This is a genomic window from Nonlabens ulvanivorans (assembly GCF_000732625.1).
Taxonomy (GTDB): domain Bacteria; phylum Bacteroidota; class Bacteroidia; order Flavobacteriales; family Flavobacteriaceae; genus Nonlabens; species Nonlabens ulvanivorans.
This window is the reverse complement of record NZ_JPJI01000023.1, coordinates 14,197-30,125: the sequence shown is the minus strand read 5'-3', so window position 1 is coordinate 30,125 and position 15,929 is coordinate 14,197. Positions and strand designations below refer to the sequence as shown.

Below are 15,929 nucleotides of genomic sequence, written 5' to 3'. Positions count from 1 at the left end.
TATGGAAAGTGTACAATCAATTAAACAGCGTTTTGAACTTATAGGAAACGATCCAGGATTTAATCGTGCGATTGAAAAAGCGATTCAAGTAGCTCCTACAGACATATCTGTACTAGTTACTGGAGAAAGTGGTGTAGGTAAAGAAAGTATACCTAAAATTATACACGCTCAATCTCATCGTAAACACGGTAAATATATTGCTGTTAACTGTGGTGCTATCCCAGAAGGAACGATTGATTCAGAACTTTTTGGTCATGAAAAAGGTGCGTTCACAGGAGCAACATCTACTAGATCTGGATATTTTGAAGTTGCAGATGGAGGAACTATCTTTTTAGACGAGGTAGGTGAACTACCACTTCCTACGCAGGTACGTTTACTGCGTGTTCTTGAGAATGGTGAGTTTTTAAAGGTTGGGTCATCAGCGACTCAAAAAACAGATGTTCGTATAGTAGCAGCAACTAATGTGCGCATGACTGATGCTATCGAGAAAGGAAAATTTAGAGAAGATCTTTTTTATAGATTAAGTACAGTGGATATTAACCTGCCACCATTAAGAGAAAGAAAAGGAGACATACACTTACTCTTCCGCAAGTTTGCATCAGACTTTGCAATGAAATATAAAATGCCTACACTTAGATTAGACGAAGGCGCAATTTCACTATTAGAAAGTTATCGATGGAGCGGTAATATTAGACAATTACGCAACATAGCAGAACAAATTAGCGTTCTAGAAAAAGAACGCAATATTAACGCAGCTGTTTTACGTAATTATCTACCAGACGCTGGGAAAAACTTACCTGCAGTAATAGGTTCTGATAAGAAAAGTGACAGCGACTTTGCTAATGAGCGCGAGATTCTTTACAAGGTTCTTTTTGACATGAAAAATGATTTAAATGACCTAAAAAAATTAACTAATGAATTAATGGTTAAAGGTGACATTAATGATGTCCAAGAAGAAAACAAAAGCCTGATAAAGCGCATTTACGGTGAGGATACAAAAGGAGACGACTATGAAGATGTTATTGATCAAGCATATGAAGTCACGCAAGTAGACACACCATCGTTTGACGCACAACCACAGTCTAACTTTGTAGAGCCGGTAGCACAAAATGACCGTTATGACTTTGCACAAGAAGTACAAGAAGAAGAATCTCTATCTTTAATGGATAAAGAAATAGAATTAATAAAAAAATCGCTGGAACGTCATAAAGGTAAACGTAAAGCTGCTGCAGATGACCTAGGTATTTCTGAACGCACACTTTATCGTAAAATCAAGCAATATGATTTATAAAACCCTAAGAGCATTATTAAGCTTGACACTATTGTTAAGTATTACTTCATGTGGTTTTGGCTACAGTTTATCAGGCGTATCAATACCTGATAATATCAAAACATATCAAGTTGATTTTTTTCAAAATCAAGCAGCATATGTAGAACCTGGTATTGAGAGGACATTTACACTAGAACTACAGGATCTTATATTAAACCAGAGTAGTCTAGATCTAGTTAATAAAAATGGAGATTATGTTTATCAAGGAGAAATCACTCGATTCTACATCGCTCCTATGACAGCAACCGCCAGCAATACAGCATCTCAAAACCGTGTTACCATTGAAGTAAATTTAAGATTTACAAACACTAAAGATGACGAAGCTAGCTTTGAAAAAAAATACAGCTTTTTCTATGATTATGCAGCGACAACACAACTTCAAGGAGCTGCTTTAGATACCGCATTAGAAATTATCTTTGACCAAATAACGCAAGATATTTTTGCAGACACACTTGCGCAATGGTAGATAAATATTCTCGCATTAATGAATTGCTCAACAAACCTCATGAAATGATGGTAGATGACCTTTCTATACTTGAAAACACAATTAAAAAATTTCCATGGTTTCAGGCGGCGCGCAGTGTACATCTTAAAGGTTTACATAACGAGAGTAGTCCATTATATAATAAAGAATTACAAATCACAGCCACACACACCGCAGATAGAGGTGTGTTATTTGATTTTATAACGTCTCCTATTTTTGTTCAAAATAGAATCAGTGAGCATATTAAAAATCAACAAGATTACTTAAAAGAAATACCTGTAGATATAGAGTCGATTCATATTAAGGAAGAAGATTTTAATAGTAGTGTAGATTTCAAAAACACGCTTGATAAAGATTTATTTGAAAGACCTACAAATACTACGAGCATCGTCGATGAGCCACTTAAATTTAATCAAAGTGAATCATACAGTTTTGCAGAATGGTTAAAATTGACTTCTTTAAAACCAATTAACAGAAAAATAGAGGTTACTAATAAAACCTCAAATGATGATACCGAGATTGCACCAGTAGTGGATGCCGAAAAAGCAAAAAAAATGGCTATCATTGATCAATTCCTAGCAGAGAAACCTAAAATAAAACCTAGAAAGGATAAAGTTTCTAGTACAAATATTGCAGATTTACAAACACCATCAGACCAGTTGATGACTGAAACTCTAGCACAAGTTTATCTTGCGCAAAACAACTATCCTAAAGCTATTCAAGCTTATCAGGTTTTAGTTTTGCAGCATCCAGAAAAAAGTGGTTTCTTTGCAGACCGAATTCGTGAAATTAAGAATTTACAAAGCAATATATAAATGAGCACATTATTTTATCTTTTCTTAGGATTAATCGTTGTTGTAGCCTTTTTACTCATAGTAGTAGTAATGGTTCAAAATCCTAAAGGTGGCGGACTTTCATCAAGTTTTGGTGGTGGTGGCACTCAACAATTAGGTGGTGTAAAAAAAACAGGAGACTTTTTGGATAAAAGTACTTGGGTTCTTTCTACGTTACTATTAGTATTAATCCTAGCTGCAAGTTCTGTATTAATTACAGAAAAAACATCTGCAAATAGAGATATTATAGACACTAATAATGTTGAAACACCTGCTGCAAATCCAGTTCCGACAACTACAGATGACACAGCAACTCCGTTAGATGGAGAATAGTCATTACGACATTTCAATACTGACAAAATATCCAACCATACCGGTTGGATATTTTTTTTTATGATGTTTTGTCATGCTATTTTAAATGGCATACTTATGGAACGTTGCAGTTCAAATTAAATCAATTAAAATTCTAATATAATGGCATTAAAAATTCAACCTTTATCAGACAGAGTGCTCATCGAGCCTATGGCAGCTGAACAAAAAACAGCATCTGGCCTTTACATTCCTGACACTGCAAAAGAAAAACCTCAACAAGGAAAAGTTGTAGCAGTAGGAAAAGGAAAGAAGGATTATGACATGACCGTTAAAGTAGGAGATACTGTACTTTACGGTAAGTATAGCGGTACAGAGCTTAAACTAGATGGCGCTGAGTATTTGATGATGCGAGAAGACGATATTTTAGCGATCGTTTAATCTATCGAATACGCTTTCGCGAAAGCGAAACACACAACTCATTACATTTTTCAAATTAGAATACTAATTAAAAAATTAGAGTGCTGTATGAGCACTCCACAAAACAACACAAAATGGCAAAAGAAATAAAATTTGATTTAGAAGCGAGAGACGGCATTAAAAGAGGTGTTGATGCTCTAGCAAATGCAGTTAAAGTAACATTAGGACCTAAAGGTCGTAACGTGATTATAGGGAAATCTTTTGGAGCACCAGTAGTAACTAAAGATGGTGTATCCGTAGCAAAAGAAATTGAGCTTGTAGATGAATTAGAGAACATGGGTGCTCAAATGGTAAAAGAAGTAGCATCTAGAACAAATGACCTAGCTGGTGATGGTACTACTACCGCTACTGTGCTAGCTCAAGCAATTGTAAAAGAAGGTTTAAAAAACGTTGCTGCTGGTGCTAATCCTATGGATCTGAAACGTGGAATCGACAAAGCTGTTGAAGCTATTACTGCTGATCTAGATAAACAATCTAAAAAAGTAGGTGATTCTAGCGAGATGATTAAACAAGTTGCATCGATATCTGCAAATAACGATGATGTCGTTGGTGATTTAATTGCAAAAGCCTTCGGTAAAGTAGGTAAAGAAGGTGTTATCACTGTTGAGGAAGCTAAAGGAACTGAAACGTATGTAGATGTTGTAGAAGGTATGCAGTTCGACCGTGGTTATCTTTCACCGTACTTTGTTACCAACTCAGAAAAAATGACTACTGAGTTAGACAACCCTTATATTTTATTGTTTGATAAGAAGATTTCAACGATGAAAGAATTAATGCCTGTTCTAGAGCCTGTAGCTCAAACAGGGAAACCACTTCTTATCATTGCAGAAGATGTAGACGGAGAAGCTCTAGCAACATTAGTTGTAAATAAATTGAGAGGTTCACTTAAAATTGCAGCTGTAAAAGCACCAGGTTTTGGAGACCGTAGAAAAGCGATGTTAGAGGATATTGCTATTTTAACTGGCGGTACTGTAATCTCTGAAGAAAGAGGATTCACTCTAGAAAACACAACTCTTGAAATGCTTGGTACTGCTGAAAAGGTCGATATCAATAAGGACAATACCACAGTTGTAAATGGTAGTGGAAAAGCTGCTGATATTAAATCTCGTGTAGGACAAATTAAGTCTCAAATAGAGAATACAACATCTGATTATGACAAAGAAAAACTTCAAGAACGTCTAGCAAAACTAGCTGGTGGAGTTGCTGTTCTATACGTAGGTGCAGCAAGTGAAGTTGAAATGAAAGAAAAGAAAGATCGCGTAGATGATGCTCTACATGCTACACGTGCAGCTGTAGAAGAAGGTATTGTTGCTGGTGGTGGTGTTGCTTTAGTACGTGCTAAAGCTGTACTGACTAAAATAAAGGCAAACAATTCTGATGAGGAAACAGGTATTTCTATTGTTGCTAGAGCTATTGAAGCTCCACTAAGAACAATCGTAGAAAATGCTGGTGGTGAAGGAAGCGTTGTGATATCTAAGATCCTAGAATCAAAAGGAAGCCAAGGTTATGACGCAAAAAACGACACCTATGTTGATATGTTAAAAGCAGGAATTATTGACCCTAAAAAAGTAACACGTGTTGCTCTAGAAAACGCAGCTTCTGTGTCTGGAATGATTCTTACTACTGAGTGCGCTCTAGTAGAAATTAAAGAAGAAAATGCTGGAGGAGGAATGCCAGCTGGTATGCCAGGCGGCATGGGTGGAATGATGTAAAATCATTTCATAGATATTTAAAAAGCCATCTCTTTTGAGATGGCTTTTTTTTATTTTCTATTTTAAATAGTTGTTAACGCTACATTAAGATTTTATTATACCGATAGACAATATCTTGTAGCCACCAAAAATCTATAATGATGCGTATAATAAAACTATTGACGTTACTCGTTTTTGCTGCTACTATAACTACTGGTTGTGGTTCACAAAAATCAAGTAAGAAATCAGCAACTGCAGGAGCTGAGAAGAAAAAACCTAAAAAAGGTGGTATCCAACCTTACACCAAGGTAATTACTAAGGGTGCTAAAAGTGATGAAGGACTATTCACCGTTCACCAAGTAGAAGATAAGTACTTCTATGAAATACCTGACAGTCTTTTTAATAGAGAGATGTTAATGGTAACTCGTATTGCAAAAACAGCATCTGGACTTGGCTTCGGTGGTGGAAAGCAAAATACAGAAACATTAAGATGGCAACGTAAAAATGACAACGTTCTTTTAAGAGTAGTATCTCATCAAGTAGTAGCTGCAGACTCTTTACCTGTAAGTATGGCTGTAGAAAATTCAAATTTTGAACCTATCCTCTACTCTTTTCCTATACAGGCTATTAAAAAAGATAGCATTAATAACAATGTTGTGATTGATGTAACGGACTTCTTCAGTAAAGATGTACCGTCTATAGGGTTCCCGAAAAGATCACGTACTAGATATAAAGCCACACGTTTAGACGAGAAACGTTCATATATTGATACTTTAAGATCATATCCTCTAAATATAGAATCTAGACATGTAAAAACGTATCTAGCTAGCTCTCCACCGTCTAACAGCAGTACTGGATCAATCTCTTTAGAAATGAGTAATTCGATGATATTACTCCCTAAAGAACCTATGAAACGACGTTACTTTGACCAGCGTGTAGGATGGTTTGCTAGAGGACAACAAGACTATGGACTAGATGCTCAAGAAACTAAAACAGTACGCTATTTAGACCGATGGAGACTAGAAGTTAAAGACGAGGACATCGCAAAATTTAAAGCGGGCGAACTTGTGGAACCTAAAAAACAAATTGTTTATTATATCGACCCTGCAACGCCACAACAATGGAGAAAATATATCAAACAAGGTATTGAAGATTGGCAAGTCGCATTTGAAGCTGCTGGCTTTAAAAATGCAATCATCGCTGCAGACGCTCCTACTAAAGAGGAAGATCCAGATTGGAGTCCAGAAGATGTACGTTATTCTGTGGTAAGATACCTAGCCTCTCCAATTCCTAACGCAAATGGTCCTCACGTATCAGATCCACGTAGTGGTGAAATCCTTGAGTCAGATATTAATTGGTATCACAACGTTATGACTTTACTTAGAAACTGGTTCTTTGTACAAACAGCAGCTATCAACCCAGATGCTCAATCTACAGAATTTGATGAAGCTGTTATGGGACGTCTCATTAGATTTGTAAGCTCTCACGAGGTAGGACACACATTAGGATTACCTCACAATATGGGTAGTTCAATTGCCTATAACGTAGAAGACTTAAGAGACCCAGAATTCACTAAAAAGTTCGGTACAGCTCCTTCTATTATGGATTATGCACGTTTTAATTACATCGCTCAACCTGGCGATGGTGACGTTGCCCTTATGCCTAATATAGGACCTTATGATAAATACTCTATTGCATGGGGTTATAAACCTATATTGGATAAAACAGCTCTTGAAGAGAAAACTATCCTAGATCAATGGATTCTAGAAAAAGCAGGTGATCCAGTATATCGTTTTGGACGTCAACAATTTGGTGTTGTAGACCACACTAGCCAGACTGAAGACTTAGGTGATGACTCAATGAGAGCAAGCACTTATGGAATTAAAAACCTTCAAAGAATCATTCCTAATTTAGGGAAATGGACAGGTAAAGAAGGTGAGAATTTTGATAACCTAGAGACTATGTATGGTCAGGTATTAGGACAGTACAATAGATATATGGGACATGTAACAGGTAATATTGGTGGAGTAAAAGAAACCTATAAAGCATATGGTCAGGAAGGTGCCGTTTACGAGCATGCCTCTAGAGATAAGCAAACAAGAGCTATGCAGTTCTTACAGAAGGAATTGTTCAGCACACCTGAATGGTTAATAGATCAAGACATCTTTAATAAATTTGAGTCTGATGGTGCTATTGAACGTATACGTAGCACACAAGTTCGTACTTTAAACAACTTACTAGACTTTGGACGCATGGCGCGTCTAATGGAAAATGAGGAGGTTAATGGCACCAGTGCTTATGGGCTTCTGGAAATGATGCAAGATTTAAGAAAAGGAATTTTTAGCGAGCTTTCTAAAGGTCAGACAATTGATAGGTACCGTCGTAATTTACAACGTGCTTATGTGGAGCGTCTAGAATTTATTATGAATAATGAACAGCCTAGAAGTCGTTTTGGTGGTAGTTCTATAGATGTTGAACAAAGTGATATACGTCCAATTGTACGTGCAGAATTAAAGCAGTTAAGATCAGATGCAAAAAGAAGCATAGGCCGCACAAGAGACCAACTTTCTAAAATACATTTAGAAGATTTAGTGGAACGTATTGATTTAATTTTAGACCCTAAGTAAAAGTTTTATTTACGCTTTCGCGAAAGCGTGTAAAACTATATTCATTTATAAAGAACTGCCTTCTCAATTGAAGGCAGTTTTTTTTATTGATGATTTATAAAAGTTTATATTGCACATATGAATACTCTACTCTACATCGATGCAGGTTTAGGAATGATGATTGCTCAAGCAGCAATAGCTGCATTTGCAGGATTTGTTCTTTTTTATAAAACTTTAATTATAAAGATTAAGGGCTGGCTGGGAATCACTAGTAAAACGGATGAGTCAAGTTTTGACGATATGTATGATGAAAAAGATTTAAAAGATTAATAATGCTCAGGCATCCGGCTTCATATCGTGATCCTTCTGGTTATATTTTTAAGCAAGAAGGTGAATATTTAAGACATATCAATCAACCATATTTTATTGAGTATAATACTATCAAAAACAGTGGTATATACGAACAATTATGGAATAAAAACTGGTTAATCAAGCATGAGGAGATAAGTGTTTCTGAAGATAAAATAATTCTAAGACCGGATCAATTAGATTTCATCACCTATCCTTATGAGTGGTCATTTACTGCATATAAGCATGCCGCACAACTTACCTTGCGTATTCAACTATTCTTACTTGAAAATGGTTTTTCACTTAAGGACGCTAGTGCTTTCAACATCACATTTCATAAAGGAAAAGCTATATTCATAGACACTCTAAGTATTGAAAGATACCGCGATAACGAGCCATGGAAAGGTTTAAAACAATTTAACGAGCACTTTTTTGCTCCATTGTTACTCGCTCAAAGACACGGCAGTTATTACCTTAAGTCTTTACAGCATCGTATCAATGGCTTCCCGTTAGATGAGGCCTCTAAACTATTATCATGGAAATCTAAATTGAGTCCGACGATTTATTCTCATATTCATTTTTTAGGTAAACAGAAAAATGAAACTATAGGTCAAGCGTCTAATGACTCAAAAAGCAAAGGGCTAGACAAAGTTTCACAAATTAAAATGCTAAAGACTCTAGAGATGCATATCTCTAAGATGAGCCTACAAGAAAACACAGAATGGAGTGCCTATTATGACCAAACTAATTATGATGAGCAGGCCTTTAATCTCAAAAAGGAATTTATACAAAAATGGACTGCTGATATAAACGCAAAAAGAGTTGTGGATCTAGGTGGAAATGACGGTACCTTTAGTAAGGTGGCGTTGACTAATGCTAATCAGGTAATTGTTTGCGATATCGATCAGAGTGCTATTAATGACTGTTACACAAATAGCATTAAACATAAAGAGTTTAATATCATCCCTATTGTATCCGATTTAATGCAGCCTGCAGCAAGTATAGGATTCCATAATCAGGAACGAGATTCTTTTATTACTCGCATACAAGACTACGGTTCAGATTTAAGTATGGCGTTAGCTCTAATACATCATATGACTCTATCTGGCAATGTACCATTCGAAATGAGTGCTTTATTTTTCAAATCCTTGAGCCCTTATTTAATTATTGAGTTTCCTGAAAGAGAAGATAGTTGGGTGCAGTTTATTTTAAATAGCAAAAGAGATGCTAAAGACTTGTTTGACTATTACAATTTGGTAAATTTTGAAGAAGCTTATAATAAACACTTTTCTATAATTAAAAAAGAAGCTATTAAAGGGACACATCGCACACTCTTTTTAATGAAAAGAAATGAAAGATAAGATCATTTCCTATCTTAACAATAATAAGCACTACTGGTGGACGGTAGGTTTATTACCTGGCATGTATGCTATCACCTATTTATACACTAACAATTATACATTAGTCAATTCTTGGACTCAATTATTGTACCTAGTTTTAAGTATGATCATTGCACCTAGCGCACTGATGATACTTATGAGTTTTGTATTAAAGAATAAAAGCGATAGAATTAAGAATGTCTTTTATTCAAGTAGTCTAATTATCTTAACAGCTATCTCCTTATCTCTGGTAATTTATTTAGGATGGAGATGGAAAGCGCTAATTCTAGTAGCTATAATTGCTATTATAGTGAGTTGGTTTTTAGGTAAACATTATAAAAAAGGAGTATTAATTTTATTCTTGATGTGTTTACTAGGGATTTTACAACTCTCATTTTATCTTTTCACATCTATCTACACTTACGAGAATTGGATTAAAGAAAGTCCTTTCGTGAATATTGAGTTTCAGATAAAACCTAATATCTACTATATTCAACCTGACGGATACGCTAATAAGCCTTCCTTAACTAATGATAATTACCACTTTGACAATAGTCGCTTTTATAGTGACATGATCTCAAAAGGATTTAATTTTAATCATCAATACCGCAGTAATTATCCATCAACACTTACTTCAAACGCAACTCTATTTACAGGGCAACATCATTTTTACGACAGTGAAAATTTCAATAATGAGCTTTTTAATGCGAGACAAATTATAATGGGTAAAAACCCTGTTTTAGAAACTTTTAAAGAGAATGGCTATAGAACAACAGCAATTTTACAACACAGATATTTATTACTTAACCATCCAGACATTTATTATGACCGTATAAATATCAACGAAAATGAATTGTCAATTTTACCTGATTACCAACTAGACAAAGATTACTTTAATGATTTAAAACTTGCTATTAGTACCGCAGATAACAAACCTCAGTTTTATTTTATTGAAATTCTAGAACCAGGACATATCACTGGAGTTAAAGCTAAGAACACCTCTGCGATAAAAGAACGTAATCAATATATAGATAATTTAAAAAGCATTAACACTACTCTTCAAGACATTGTAGACTATATAACCTCTCAAGATCCAGAAGGCATCATCATAATGGCTGCAGACCACGGTGGCTTTGTAGGATATAATTACACCGGTGAAAGCTATTCATATTTAACAGATGACATAGCGTTACATCAAGCAATATTCGGCGCTTTACTGACCATAAAAGCTCCTGCTGAATTTCAATCACATCAAAAAAAAATTAAAAGTAGTATCAGTCTATTCCCTAATCTGTTCAACTACCTTTCTCAGGATTCAATATCAAAAAACAAATTAGACAATAGTAGTTATCAATTAATTAAAAGTGGCACACAAAGTGGTATTTATAGATATTATGATGAAAATGGAATCCCTGTCACAGAAAAACTATAGTAAAACGCTTATCGTTTTACTATTAATATTAACCGGCTTATTATCCCAAGCACAGTCTTGTGTTTGCTATCAAAATCATTTTTTGAATGATTATAAAGAAGCTGATTTTATAGCACAAGTCACAGTGACTAACGTGGAATCTGACTTTAGACTAGAGAACGAAGATTTGATTGAATTTGACACATCGATAATATTTAAGGGTTCAGAATCAAAATCATTATTTATACAACAAGAAGTGGGGAATAGCAGTGATAATTCTAAATGCAGACTGTTCTTAAAACCAGGTGATGAACTTATCGTTTTTGCTCAATTAGTTAATGGAGCAATAATCACTACACCATGTCATAGAAATAGTTTTATTTATAAAGATGATCCTAAATTCTTGCTAGAAAACAAGAATCTAATAGGCACACTTAATACGCTTTCTTTATTCAATGAACAAATTGAAGCATCTTCTATTAATTGTTCCTCACTTGAAAATGATACAGATGTAATTAATAAAGTTGGCAAACTAAATCTAGCAGAATCGGATGCCTATTTTGGACTTTATAACATAAAATTCACTGAAGACAATTCCATCAGTTATGTAGGTGTAATATCACCCTTTAATAAAGAAATTGATAAAAAAATAAGAATAATGCTTATTAAAAAGGAATGGGAAGAATGTGCTCTTAATGAGAATAGAGAATTACTCGTTGCATATTTTTATCATCCTGCCTCAACATATAGAAAAGAATATTTAAGCACATACTAGACAAGTTTGTTTCCTTTAGTCTTTAAGAAGTAAAAACCAGCCACCAATATGAATAATAAAATGGGCTGTATTAAAAAACGACGGATATAAAATAATGCCATTTTCATAAAACTAGAATCTGCATCTATAAGTAAAGTAAAAGCAACCATTAATATAATGTAAGCAAACAAATACACCCATAACGCTGCATGGATATAACTTTCTCTTTTGTACAAAAACCATATGATCCATAGAGAAAGCACCATATTCAGTAGATATCTTAAGCTAGTACCAGCAATTAATTTCCACACGTTTAATTTGGGAAGGTCGTATAATTGAAAATCTGAATGAAAATAATCATATAAAGGATCGTTAAATAAAGGCACCTCATACAACCGTATGAGTAATAAGGAGGTAATCAAAACCATTATCACAATTGATGAAAAAAACCTTGAGATAATCATATATGTTTTAGTTTTTTAACCCAAATCAACCAAAGTAAAATCACAGAACCGTAGATCACCGCTGGAAACAATATATCATGTGAAATATGATCATACTGTGGATACTTATTTTTAATAATAGCTAGGGCTACTAATCTGAATAGATTAACTATATAGATGAACGTAATACCGAAGAGTATGAAGAAAGCTGTTTTTTTCCACGCTTTCGCGAAAGCAAGAATAAAAGCAACAAATAATATCATTACACTTATTGCATTACAACCTTCTATCACTCGATAGACCACGGTTTTATTTAAATACATATAAACCGATGGATGATGCGGCACATTAGATATCTGGGCATCATAACCTATAGCGTTTAACAGCTGCTGGGTTTGATACGACACTTGAGAAGTCACAGGATCTGGATAGTTTGATGAATTATAATCCTGTTGTAAATACAGATAGTAAATTAAAGATAGAACGATATAAATAACGCCAAAAGTAGCCACAAACTTAAAAACCGGCACATAGGTACGTAGAGCGCTCATCATTAATTATTTTATGACAAAGTTAAATATTTAATCAAAGGCATGACTTAATTTTACCTTTTTAAAATACATCATGACACTAGACACATTAAAACCAAAAGTTACCGAAATCGTAAATCATCCAGACTTAACAGCCCAGCTTAAAATGCAAGGTGTATGTGATTTACTGCAGTCTAATATAGATTATTATGATTGGGTAGGTTTTTATATGGCTCATGACACCGAACCTACATTACACCTATGGTCTCAGGCGGGAGAACCTACAGACCATACAGTTATTCCTTTTGGGAAAGGAATATGTGGCCAAGTCGCTGTTTCGAACAAAAACTTTGTAGTAGATGATGTTAATGCACAGGATAACTATATAGCCTGTAGCATCCATGTAAAAAGTGAAGTTGTCATCCCATTATTTAAAGATGGGAAAAATATAGGTCAGATAGATATCGATAGTAACACGGTAAATGCTTTCTCTAATAAAGATGAATTATTTCTTGAATGGATCAACGAGCAAATAGCTAGTATTCTTTAATCCCCATTACAGTTTGCTGCCATTTCCAGGCACTAGCAAGAGCTTCTTGTAAGGTAAATTGTGATTTCCAACCTAGCACATTATTTGCCCTAGTAGTATCTGCATAAGCAGCAGTTACATCGCCATCTCTGCGATTTACAATTTTATAATTAAGGGATTGTCCAGTAACATTCTCAAATGCCTTAACCACTTCTAACACAGAAGACCCAGTTCCCGTTCCTATATTAAATGTTTCAAAGTTAGTAAGGACTTCACTATTGATTAACCTTTCTAAGGCAACAACATGCGCAATAGCTAGGTCCATAACGTGAATATAATCACGAACAGCTGTTCCATCAATTGTAGGATAGTCATTCCCAAAGATTGAGAGCTGTTCTCTTTGACCAATAGCTGTTTGAGTGATGTAAGGAACTAGGTTTTGAGGCGTTCCCAACGGCAATTCACCGATTAATCCAGAATGATGCGCCCCAATAGGATTAAAGTAACGCAAAGCAATCGCGCTTAATGAAGAATCGATTTTACAAACATCGGCAATAATCTCTTCCCCTACTTGCTTTGTATTACCATATGGAGATTCAGCAGGTTTTACTGGAGCAGACTCTGTAATAGGTAACACATCTGCCTGTCCATAAACAGTACATGAAGAACTAAATATAATATTGGGTTTAGATAATTTTTGAAGCTCTTGCAATAGATACACTAACGTATTCATATTGTTTTCATAATACAATAACGGATTCTGAACACTTTCACCAACAGCTTTAGAAGCGGCAAAATGTATCACTCCACTTATATCTTGATGATTTAGAAAAAAATCGCTTAACGCTTGTTTATTTCTTAAGTCCAGTTTTTCAAATTCGGGTTTCTTATTACAAATTGTATGAATCCCTTCTAACACACTGATCGATGAATTAGAAAGGTTATCAACTATAACGACCTCATAGTCTCTATTAAGCAACTCTACAACGACGTGTGAGCCTATAAAACCTAATCCACCAGTAACTAATATCTTCATGAATAAAAAATCTTCAGTAAAAATACATCTTTAGCTTTTTAAAAACGCCTAAAGTAGAAACCCTTTAAATTAAAAAAAGGCATAAAAAAAGGTCTTCATTTCTGAAGACCTTTTGTGGGCGCTAAGGGACAGACTTCGAACTTTTTGAAAGAAGACATAGAACTAATCATTTCAAAATCAAAAGGTATAGTATCTTGAATGATCCATTAAAAATAAGTTGATATGGTAAAAGGAAATTTCGTCCTAGAAATCATACCAAAAGCAACAGTTAAAGTTTTAGGGAAAAATAGGCAATCCATTTGTTTAGTGCAGAATTAAAAGACTGACGTTTTGAAAAGTTAAGAAAAAATAGCTTTTTCGGTTAAAAAGGCTATTTTTGAGTGTAGTTAAAAACTACTGTCGTTCTTTTAAATACAAGGCCTAATTAAAAATCACCTTATAGTTCGTATGGGATGCTCCTAAATAATAGACATGGAAGTGTGGATTCTGATAACTATCGCTACGGCTTCCAAGGCCAAGAGCGTGATGATGAAGTGAAGGGTGAAGGGAATAGTTATAATTACAAGTATAGGATGCATGATCCTAGATTAGGTAGGTTTTTTGCGGTGGATCCTTTGCAAGATAGTTTTCCATGGAACAGCCCTTATGCCTTTAGTGAAAATCGCCCTATTGATAAAATAGAATTAGAAGGTTTAGAGATTTTTGATCCCGATGCTAAACCTTCTGGTGTAACCAAACTAGAATTAGCAGTGGTGCCTCCAGGACTTACAGAGTCATATTATCGTAAAATGGCAGGTGATTATAGATTGATTCATGTTAGTTCTTCGACTGAGAATGGAGGAGATTATTGGAGAGCTAGAATTACCTTTGATGATGGTAGTTATCAAGATGATTATATTGTTGGACCTGATGCAGTTGATAATTTTATCATGAATTCTTCAACATATAGAAATATAGCTCATTTTGAAGATATGCCTTTTGATTCATCCACAATAGCACCAAATTTCAATTTTTCACAGACAGAGCAAAATTGGGCTTATAAAATGAAAAATAATGGAGTTTTAGGAGAATTTGCTTATAATATCGCAAACGATTTCTATCTTACAGCACAAGTATTTGACTTTGATTTATTAGGTCAAAATCACAAAAATCCGCTTACTGGATTGCCTGCGTTTTCCAATTTAGATCGAAGTCCTCATTATCATGCTCCAGTAGTTGAGTTTTCTACAACATTAGTACCATTGGCAGGGCAGACAAAATTAATTGGCTCGTTTAAAAGTTTAAATGCAATAGACTTTTTACAAAGATTTAAAGGAACACCTTTAGTAAGGCAACCACATGCTACTAGAGGAGCAATTAATAGAGCATACAATACGGCAGGCCAGTTTTTAGATAACAGATTAAATACTAGTAAAACATTTACTACATTATCAGGTACGGCTGCAGAATTTATCTCACAGGAATTAAGGAATAATCCAATTACTAAGGATGATCAAATTGAAGAATCTAACTCTGGAGGTTAAAAATAAATATCGAAATGCAAACAATTTTTGAAATCTTTATAAAACAGATTCTGTGTGTTTACACAGGAAGCTTTATTTTATTTTTATACTTTAAAATGAAAGGAAATAATATAACGTGGCTTGATGTGTTAAAGAAAAAAGATAATAAGGGTAACTTAGTTAATGAAAATAAATCTTTTTTCATTGGGGTCGTGTTTTGGATTCTTTTTATTGCCTTATTATCTGTTACATTAGGTTAAGATT

The 15,929-nt window shown here is 34.5% G+C and carries 15 protein-coding genes and 1 pseudogene; 13 read left to right on the top strand and 3 right to left on the bottom strand.

From position 1 onward, the window contains the following. The first annotated feature begins 1 nt into the window (after window position 1). The 11 genes from IL45_RS02425 to IL45_RS02375 all read left to right on the top strand — a co-directional run bounded on the left by IL45_RS02425 (window position 2) and on the right by IL45_RS02375 (window position 11,646). A complete protein-coding gene (locus tag IL45_RS02425) occupies window positions 2-1,291 on the top strand; it encodes a sigma-54-dependent transcriptional regulator (protein WP_036579919.1) in 1,290 nt (429 codons plus the stop codon). Next, on the top strand, window positions 1,281-1,796 hold the full coding sequence (gene lptE / locus IL45_RS02420) for an LPS assembly lipoprotein LptE (protein ID WP_036579916.1): 516 nt from the start codon (window positions 1,281-1,283) through the stop codon (window positions 1,794-1,796). The genes IL45_RS02425 and lptE overlap by 11 nt, the downstream gene beginning before the upstream one ends. Then, window positions 1,790-2,629: a tetratricopeptide repeat protein gene (locus tag IL45_RS02415; RefSeq protein ID WP_036579913.1), complete on the top strand. Its 840-nt coding sequence runs from the start codon at window positions 1,790-1,792 to the stop codon at window positions 2,627-2,629. The genes lptE and IL45_RS02415 overlap by 7 nt, the downstream gene beginning before the upstream one ends. Beyond that, window positions 2,630-2,980: a preprotein translocase subunit SecG gene (secG, locus tag IL45_RS02410; RefSeq protein WP_036579911.1), complete on the top strand. Its 351-nt coding sequence runs from the start codon at window positions 2,630-2,632 to the stop codon at window positions 2,978-2,980. Window positions 2,981-3,121: 141 nt separating this feature from the next. Further along, window positions 3,122-3,397 carry a co-chaperone GroES gene (locus IL45_RS02405; protein WP_036579909.1) on the top strand — a complete coding sequence of 92 codons (276 nt, stop codon included), beginning with the start codon at window positions 3,122-3,124 and terminating at the stop codon, window positions 3,395-3,397. Between the two features lie 113 nt (window positions 3,398-3,510). Beyond that, entirely contained in the window at window positions 3,511-5,148 is a 1,638-nt protein-coding gene (gene groL / locus IL45_RS02400; RefSeq protein WP_036579907.1) for a chaperonin GroEL, read from the top strand. 137 nt (window positions 5,149-5,285) lie between these two features. Further along, a complete protein-coding gene (locus IL45_RS02395; protein ID WP_036579903.1) occupies window positions 5,286-7,754 on the top strand; it encodes a zinc-dependent metalloprotease in 2,469 nt (822 codons plus the stop codon). 117 nt (window positions 7,755-7,871) lie between these two features. Next, the gene (locus IL45_RS02390; protein ID WP_036579901.1) at window positions 7,872-8,063 is read left to right on the top strand and encodes a hypothetical protein; all 192 of its coding nucleotides are present in this window, start codon (window positions 7,872-7,874) and stop codon (window positions 8,061-8,063) included. A 2-nt stretch (window positions 8,064-8,065) separates the two neighbouring features. Beyond that, the gene (locus tag IL45_RS02385; RefSeq protein ID WP_036579899.1) at window positions 8,066-9,442 is read left to right on the top strand and encodes a class I SAM-dependent methyltransferase; all 1,377 of its coding nucleotides are present in this window, start codon (window positions 8,066-8,068) and stop codon (window positions 9,440-9,442) included. Continuing rightward, a complete protein-coding gene (locus tag IL45_RS02380) occupies window positions 9,432-10,892 on the top strand; it encodes an alkaline phosphatase family protein (RefSeq protein ID WP_036579896.1) in 1,461 nt (486 codons plus the stop codon). The genes IL45_RS02385 and IL45_RS02380 overlap by 11 nt, the downstream gene beginning before the upstream one ends. Beyond that, window positions 10,864-11,646, top strand: a complete 783-nt coding sequence (locus IL45_RS02375; RefSeq protein ID WP_146128685.1) for a hypothetical protein — start codon at window positions 10,864-10,866, stop codon at window positions 11,644-11,646. Before IL45_RS02380 ends, IL45_RS02375 begins: the two co-directional genes overlap by 29 nt. Here the strand turns inward: IL45_RS02375 and IL45_RS02370 are convergent. Together IL45_RS02370 and xrtF are read right to left on the bottom strand one after the other, a co-directional pair. After that, window positions 11,643-12,089: an exosortase F system-associated membrane protein gene (locus IL45_RS02370; protein WP_036579890.1), complete on the bottom strand. Its 447-nt coding sequence runs from the start codon at window positions 12,087-12,089 to the stop codon at window positions 11,643-11,645. The genes IL45_RS02375 and IL45_RS02370 overlap by 4 nt on opposite strands. Next, entirely contained in the window at window positions 12,086-12,619 is a 534-nt protein-coding gene (xrtF, locus tag IL45_RS02365) for an exosortase family protein XrtF (RefSeq protein ID WP_200875672.1), read from the bottom strand. The genes IL45_RS02370 and xrtF overlap by 4 nt, the downstream gene beginning before the upstream one ends. Window positions 12,620-12,692: 73 nt before the next feature. Between xrtF and IL45_RS02360 the strand changes: the two genes are divergently transcribed. Then, window positions 12,693-13,148: a GAF domain-containing protein gene (locus IL45_RS02360; RefSeq protein WP_036579885.1), complete on the top strand. Its 456-nt coding sequence runs from the start codon at window positions 12,693-12,695 to the stop codon at window positions 13,146-13,148. On the opposite strand, the gene galE is transcribed toward IL45_RS02360, so the two are convergent. Beyond that, window positions 13,135-14,163: a UDP-glucose 4-epimerase GalE gene (galE, locus tag IL45_RS02355; RefSeq protein WP_036579882.1), complete on the bottom strand. Its 1,029-nt coding sequence runs from the start codon at window positions 14,161-14,163 to the stop codon at window positions 13,135-13,137. The genes IL45_RS02360 and galE overlap by 14 nt on opposite strands. Window positions 14,164-14,612: 449 nt before the next feature. Between galE and IL45_RS02350 the strand changes: the two are divergent. Next, a pseudogene (locus tag IL45_RS02350) lies at window positions 14,613-15,686 on the top strand (RHS repeat-associated core domain-containing protein); the annotation flags it as partial. Window positions 15,687-15,929: the final 243 nt, after the last annotated feature.

Coding starts and splice junctions, on each gene's coding strand:
- IL45_RS02415 (WP_036579913.1), top strand. CDS start 1,790: ATGGTAGATAAATATTCTCGCATTAATGAATTGCTCAACAAACCTCAT.
- IL45_RS02375 (WP_146128685.1), top strand. CDS start 10,864: ATGGAATCCCTGTCACAGAAAAACTATAGTAAAACGCTTATCGTTTTA.
- IL45_RS02380 (WP_036579896.1), top strand. CDS start 9,432: ATGAAAGATAAGATCATTTCCTATCTTAACAATAATAAGCACTACTGG.
- groL (WP_036579907.1), top strand. CDS start 3,511: ATGGCAAAAGAAATAAAATTTGATTTAGAAGCGAGAGACGGCATTAAA.
- IL45_RS02385 (WP_036579899.1), top strand. CDS start 8,066: ATGCTCAGGCATCCGGCTTCATATCGTGATCCTTCTGGTTATATTTTT.
- IL45_RS02425 (WP_036579919.1), top strand. CDS start 2: ATGGAAAGTGTACAATCAATTAAACAGCGTTTTGAACTTATAGGAAAC.
- galE (WP_036579882.1), bottom strand. CDS start 14,163: ATGAAGATATTAGTTACTGGTGGATTAGGTTTTATAGGCTCACACGTC.
- secG (WP_036579911.1), top strand. CDS start 2,630: ATGAGCACATTATTTTATCTTTTCTTAGGATTAATCGTTGTTGTAGCC.
- IL45_RS02360 (WP_036579885.1), top strand. CDS start 12,693: ATGACACTAGACACATTAAAACCAAAAGTTACCGAAATCGTAAATCAT.
- IL45_RS02405 (WP_036579909.1), top strand. CDS start 3,122: ATGGCATTAAAAATTCAACCTTTATCAGACAGAGTGCTCATCGAGCCT.
- lptE (WP_036579916.1), top strand. CDS start 1,281: ATGATTTATAAAACCCTAAGAGCATTATTAAGCTTGACACTATTGTTA.
- IL45_RS02390 (WP_036579901.1), top strand. CDS start 7,872: ATGAATACTCTACTCTACATCGATGCAGGTTTAGGAATGATGATTGCT.
- xrtF (WP_200875672.1), bottom strand. CDS start 12,619: ATGAGCGCTCTACGTACCTATGTGCCGGTTTTTAAGTTTGTGGCTACT.
- IL45_RS02395 (WP_036579903.1), top strand. CDS start 5,286: ATGATGCGTATAATAAAACTATTGACGTTACTCGTTTTTGCTGCTACT.
- IL45_RS02370 (WP_036579890.1), bottom strand. CDS start 12,089: ATGATTATCTCAAGGTTTTTTTCATCAATTGTGATAATGGTTTTGATT.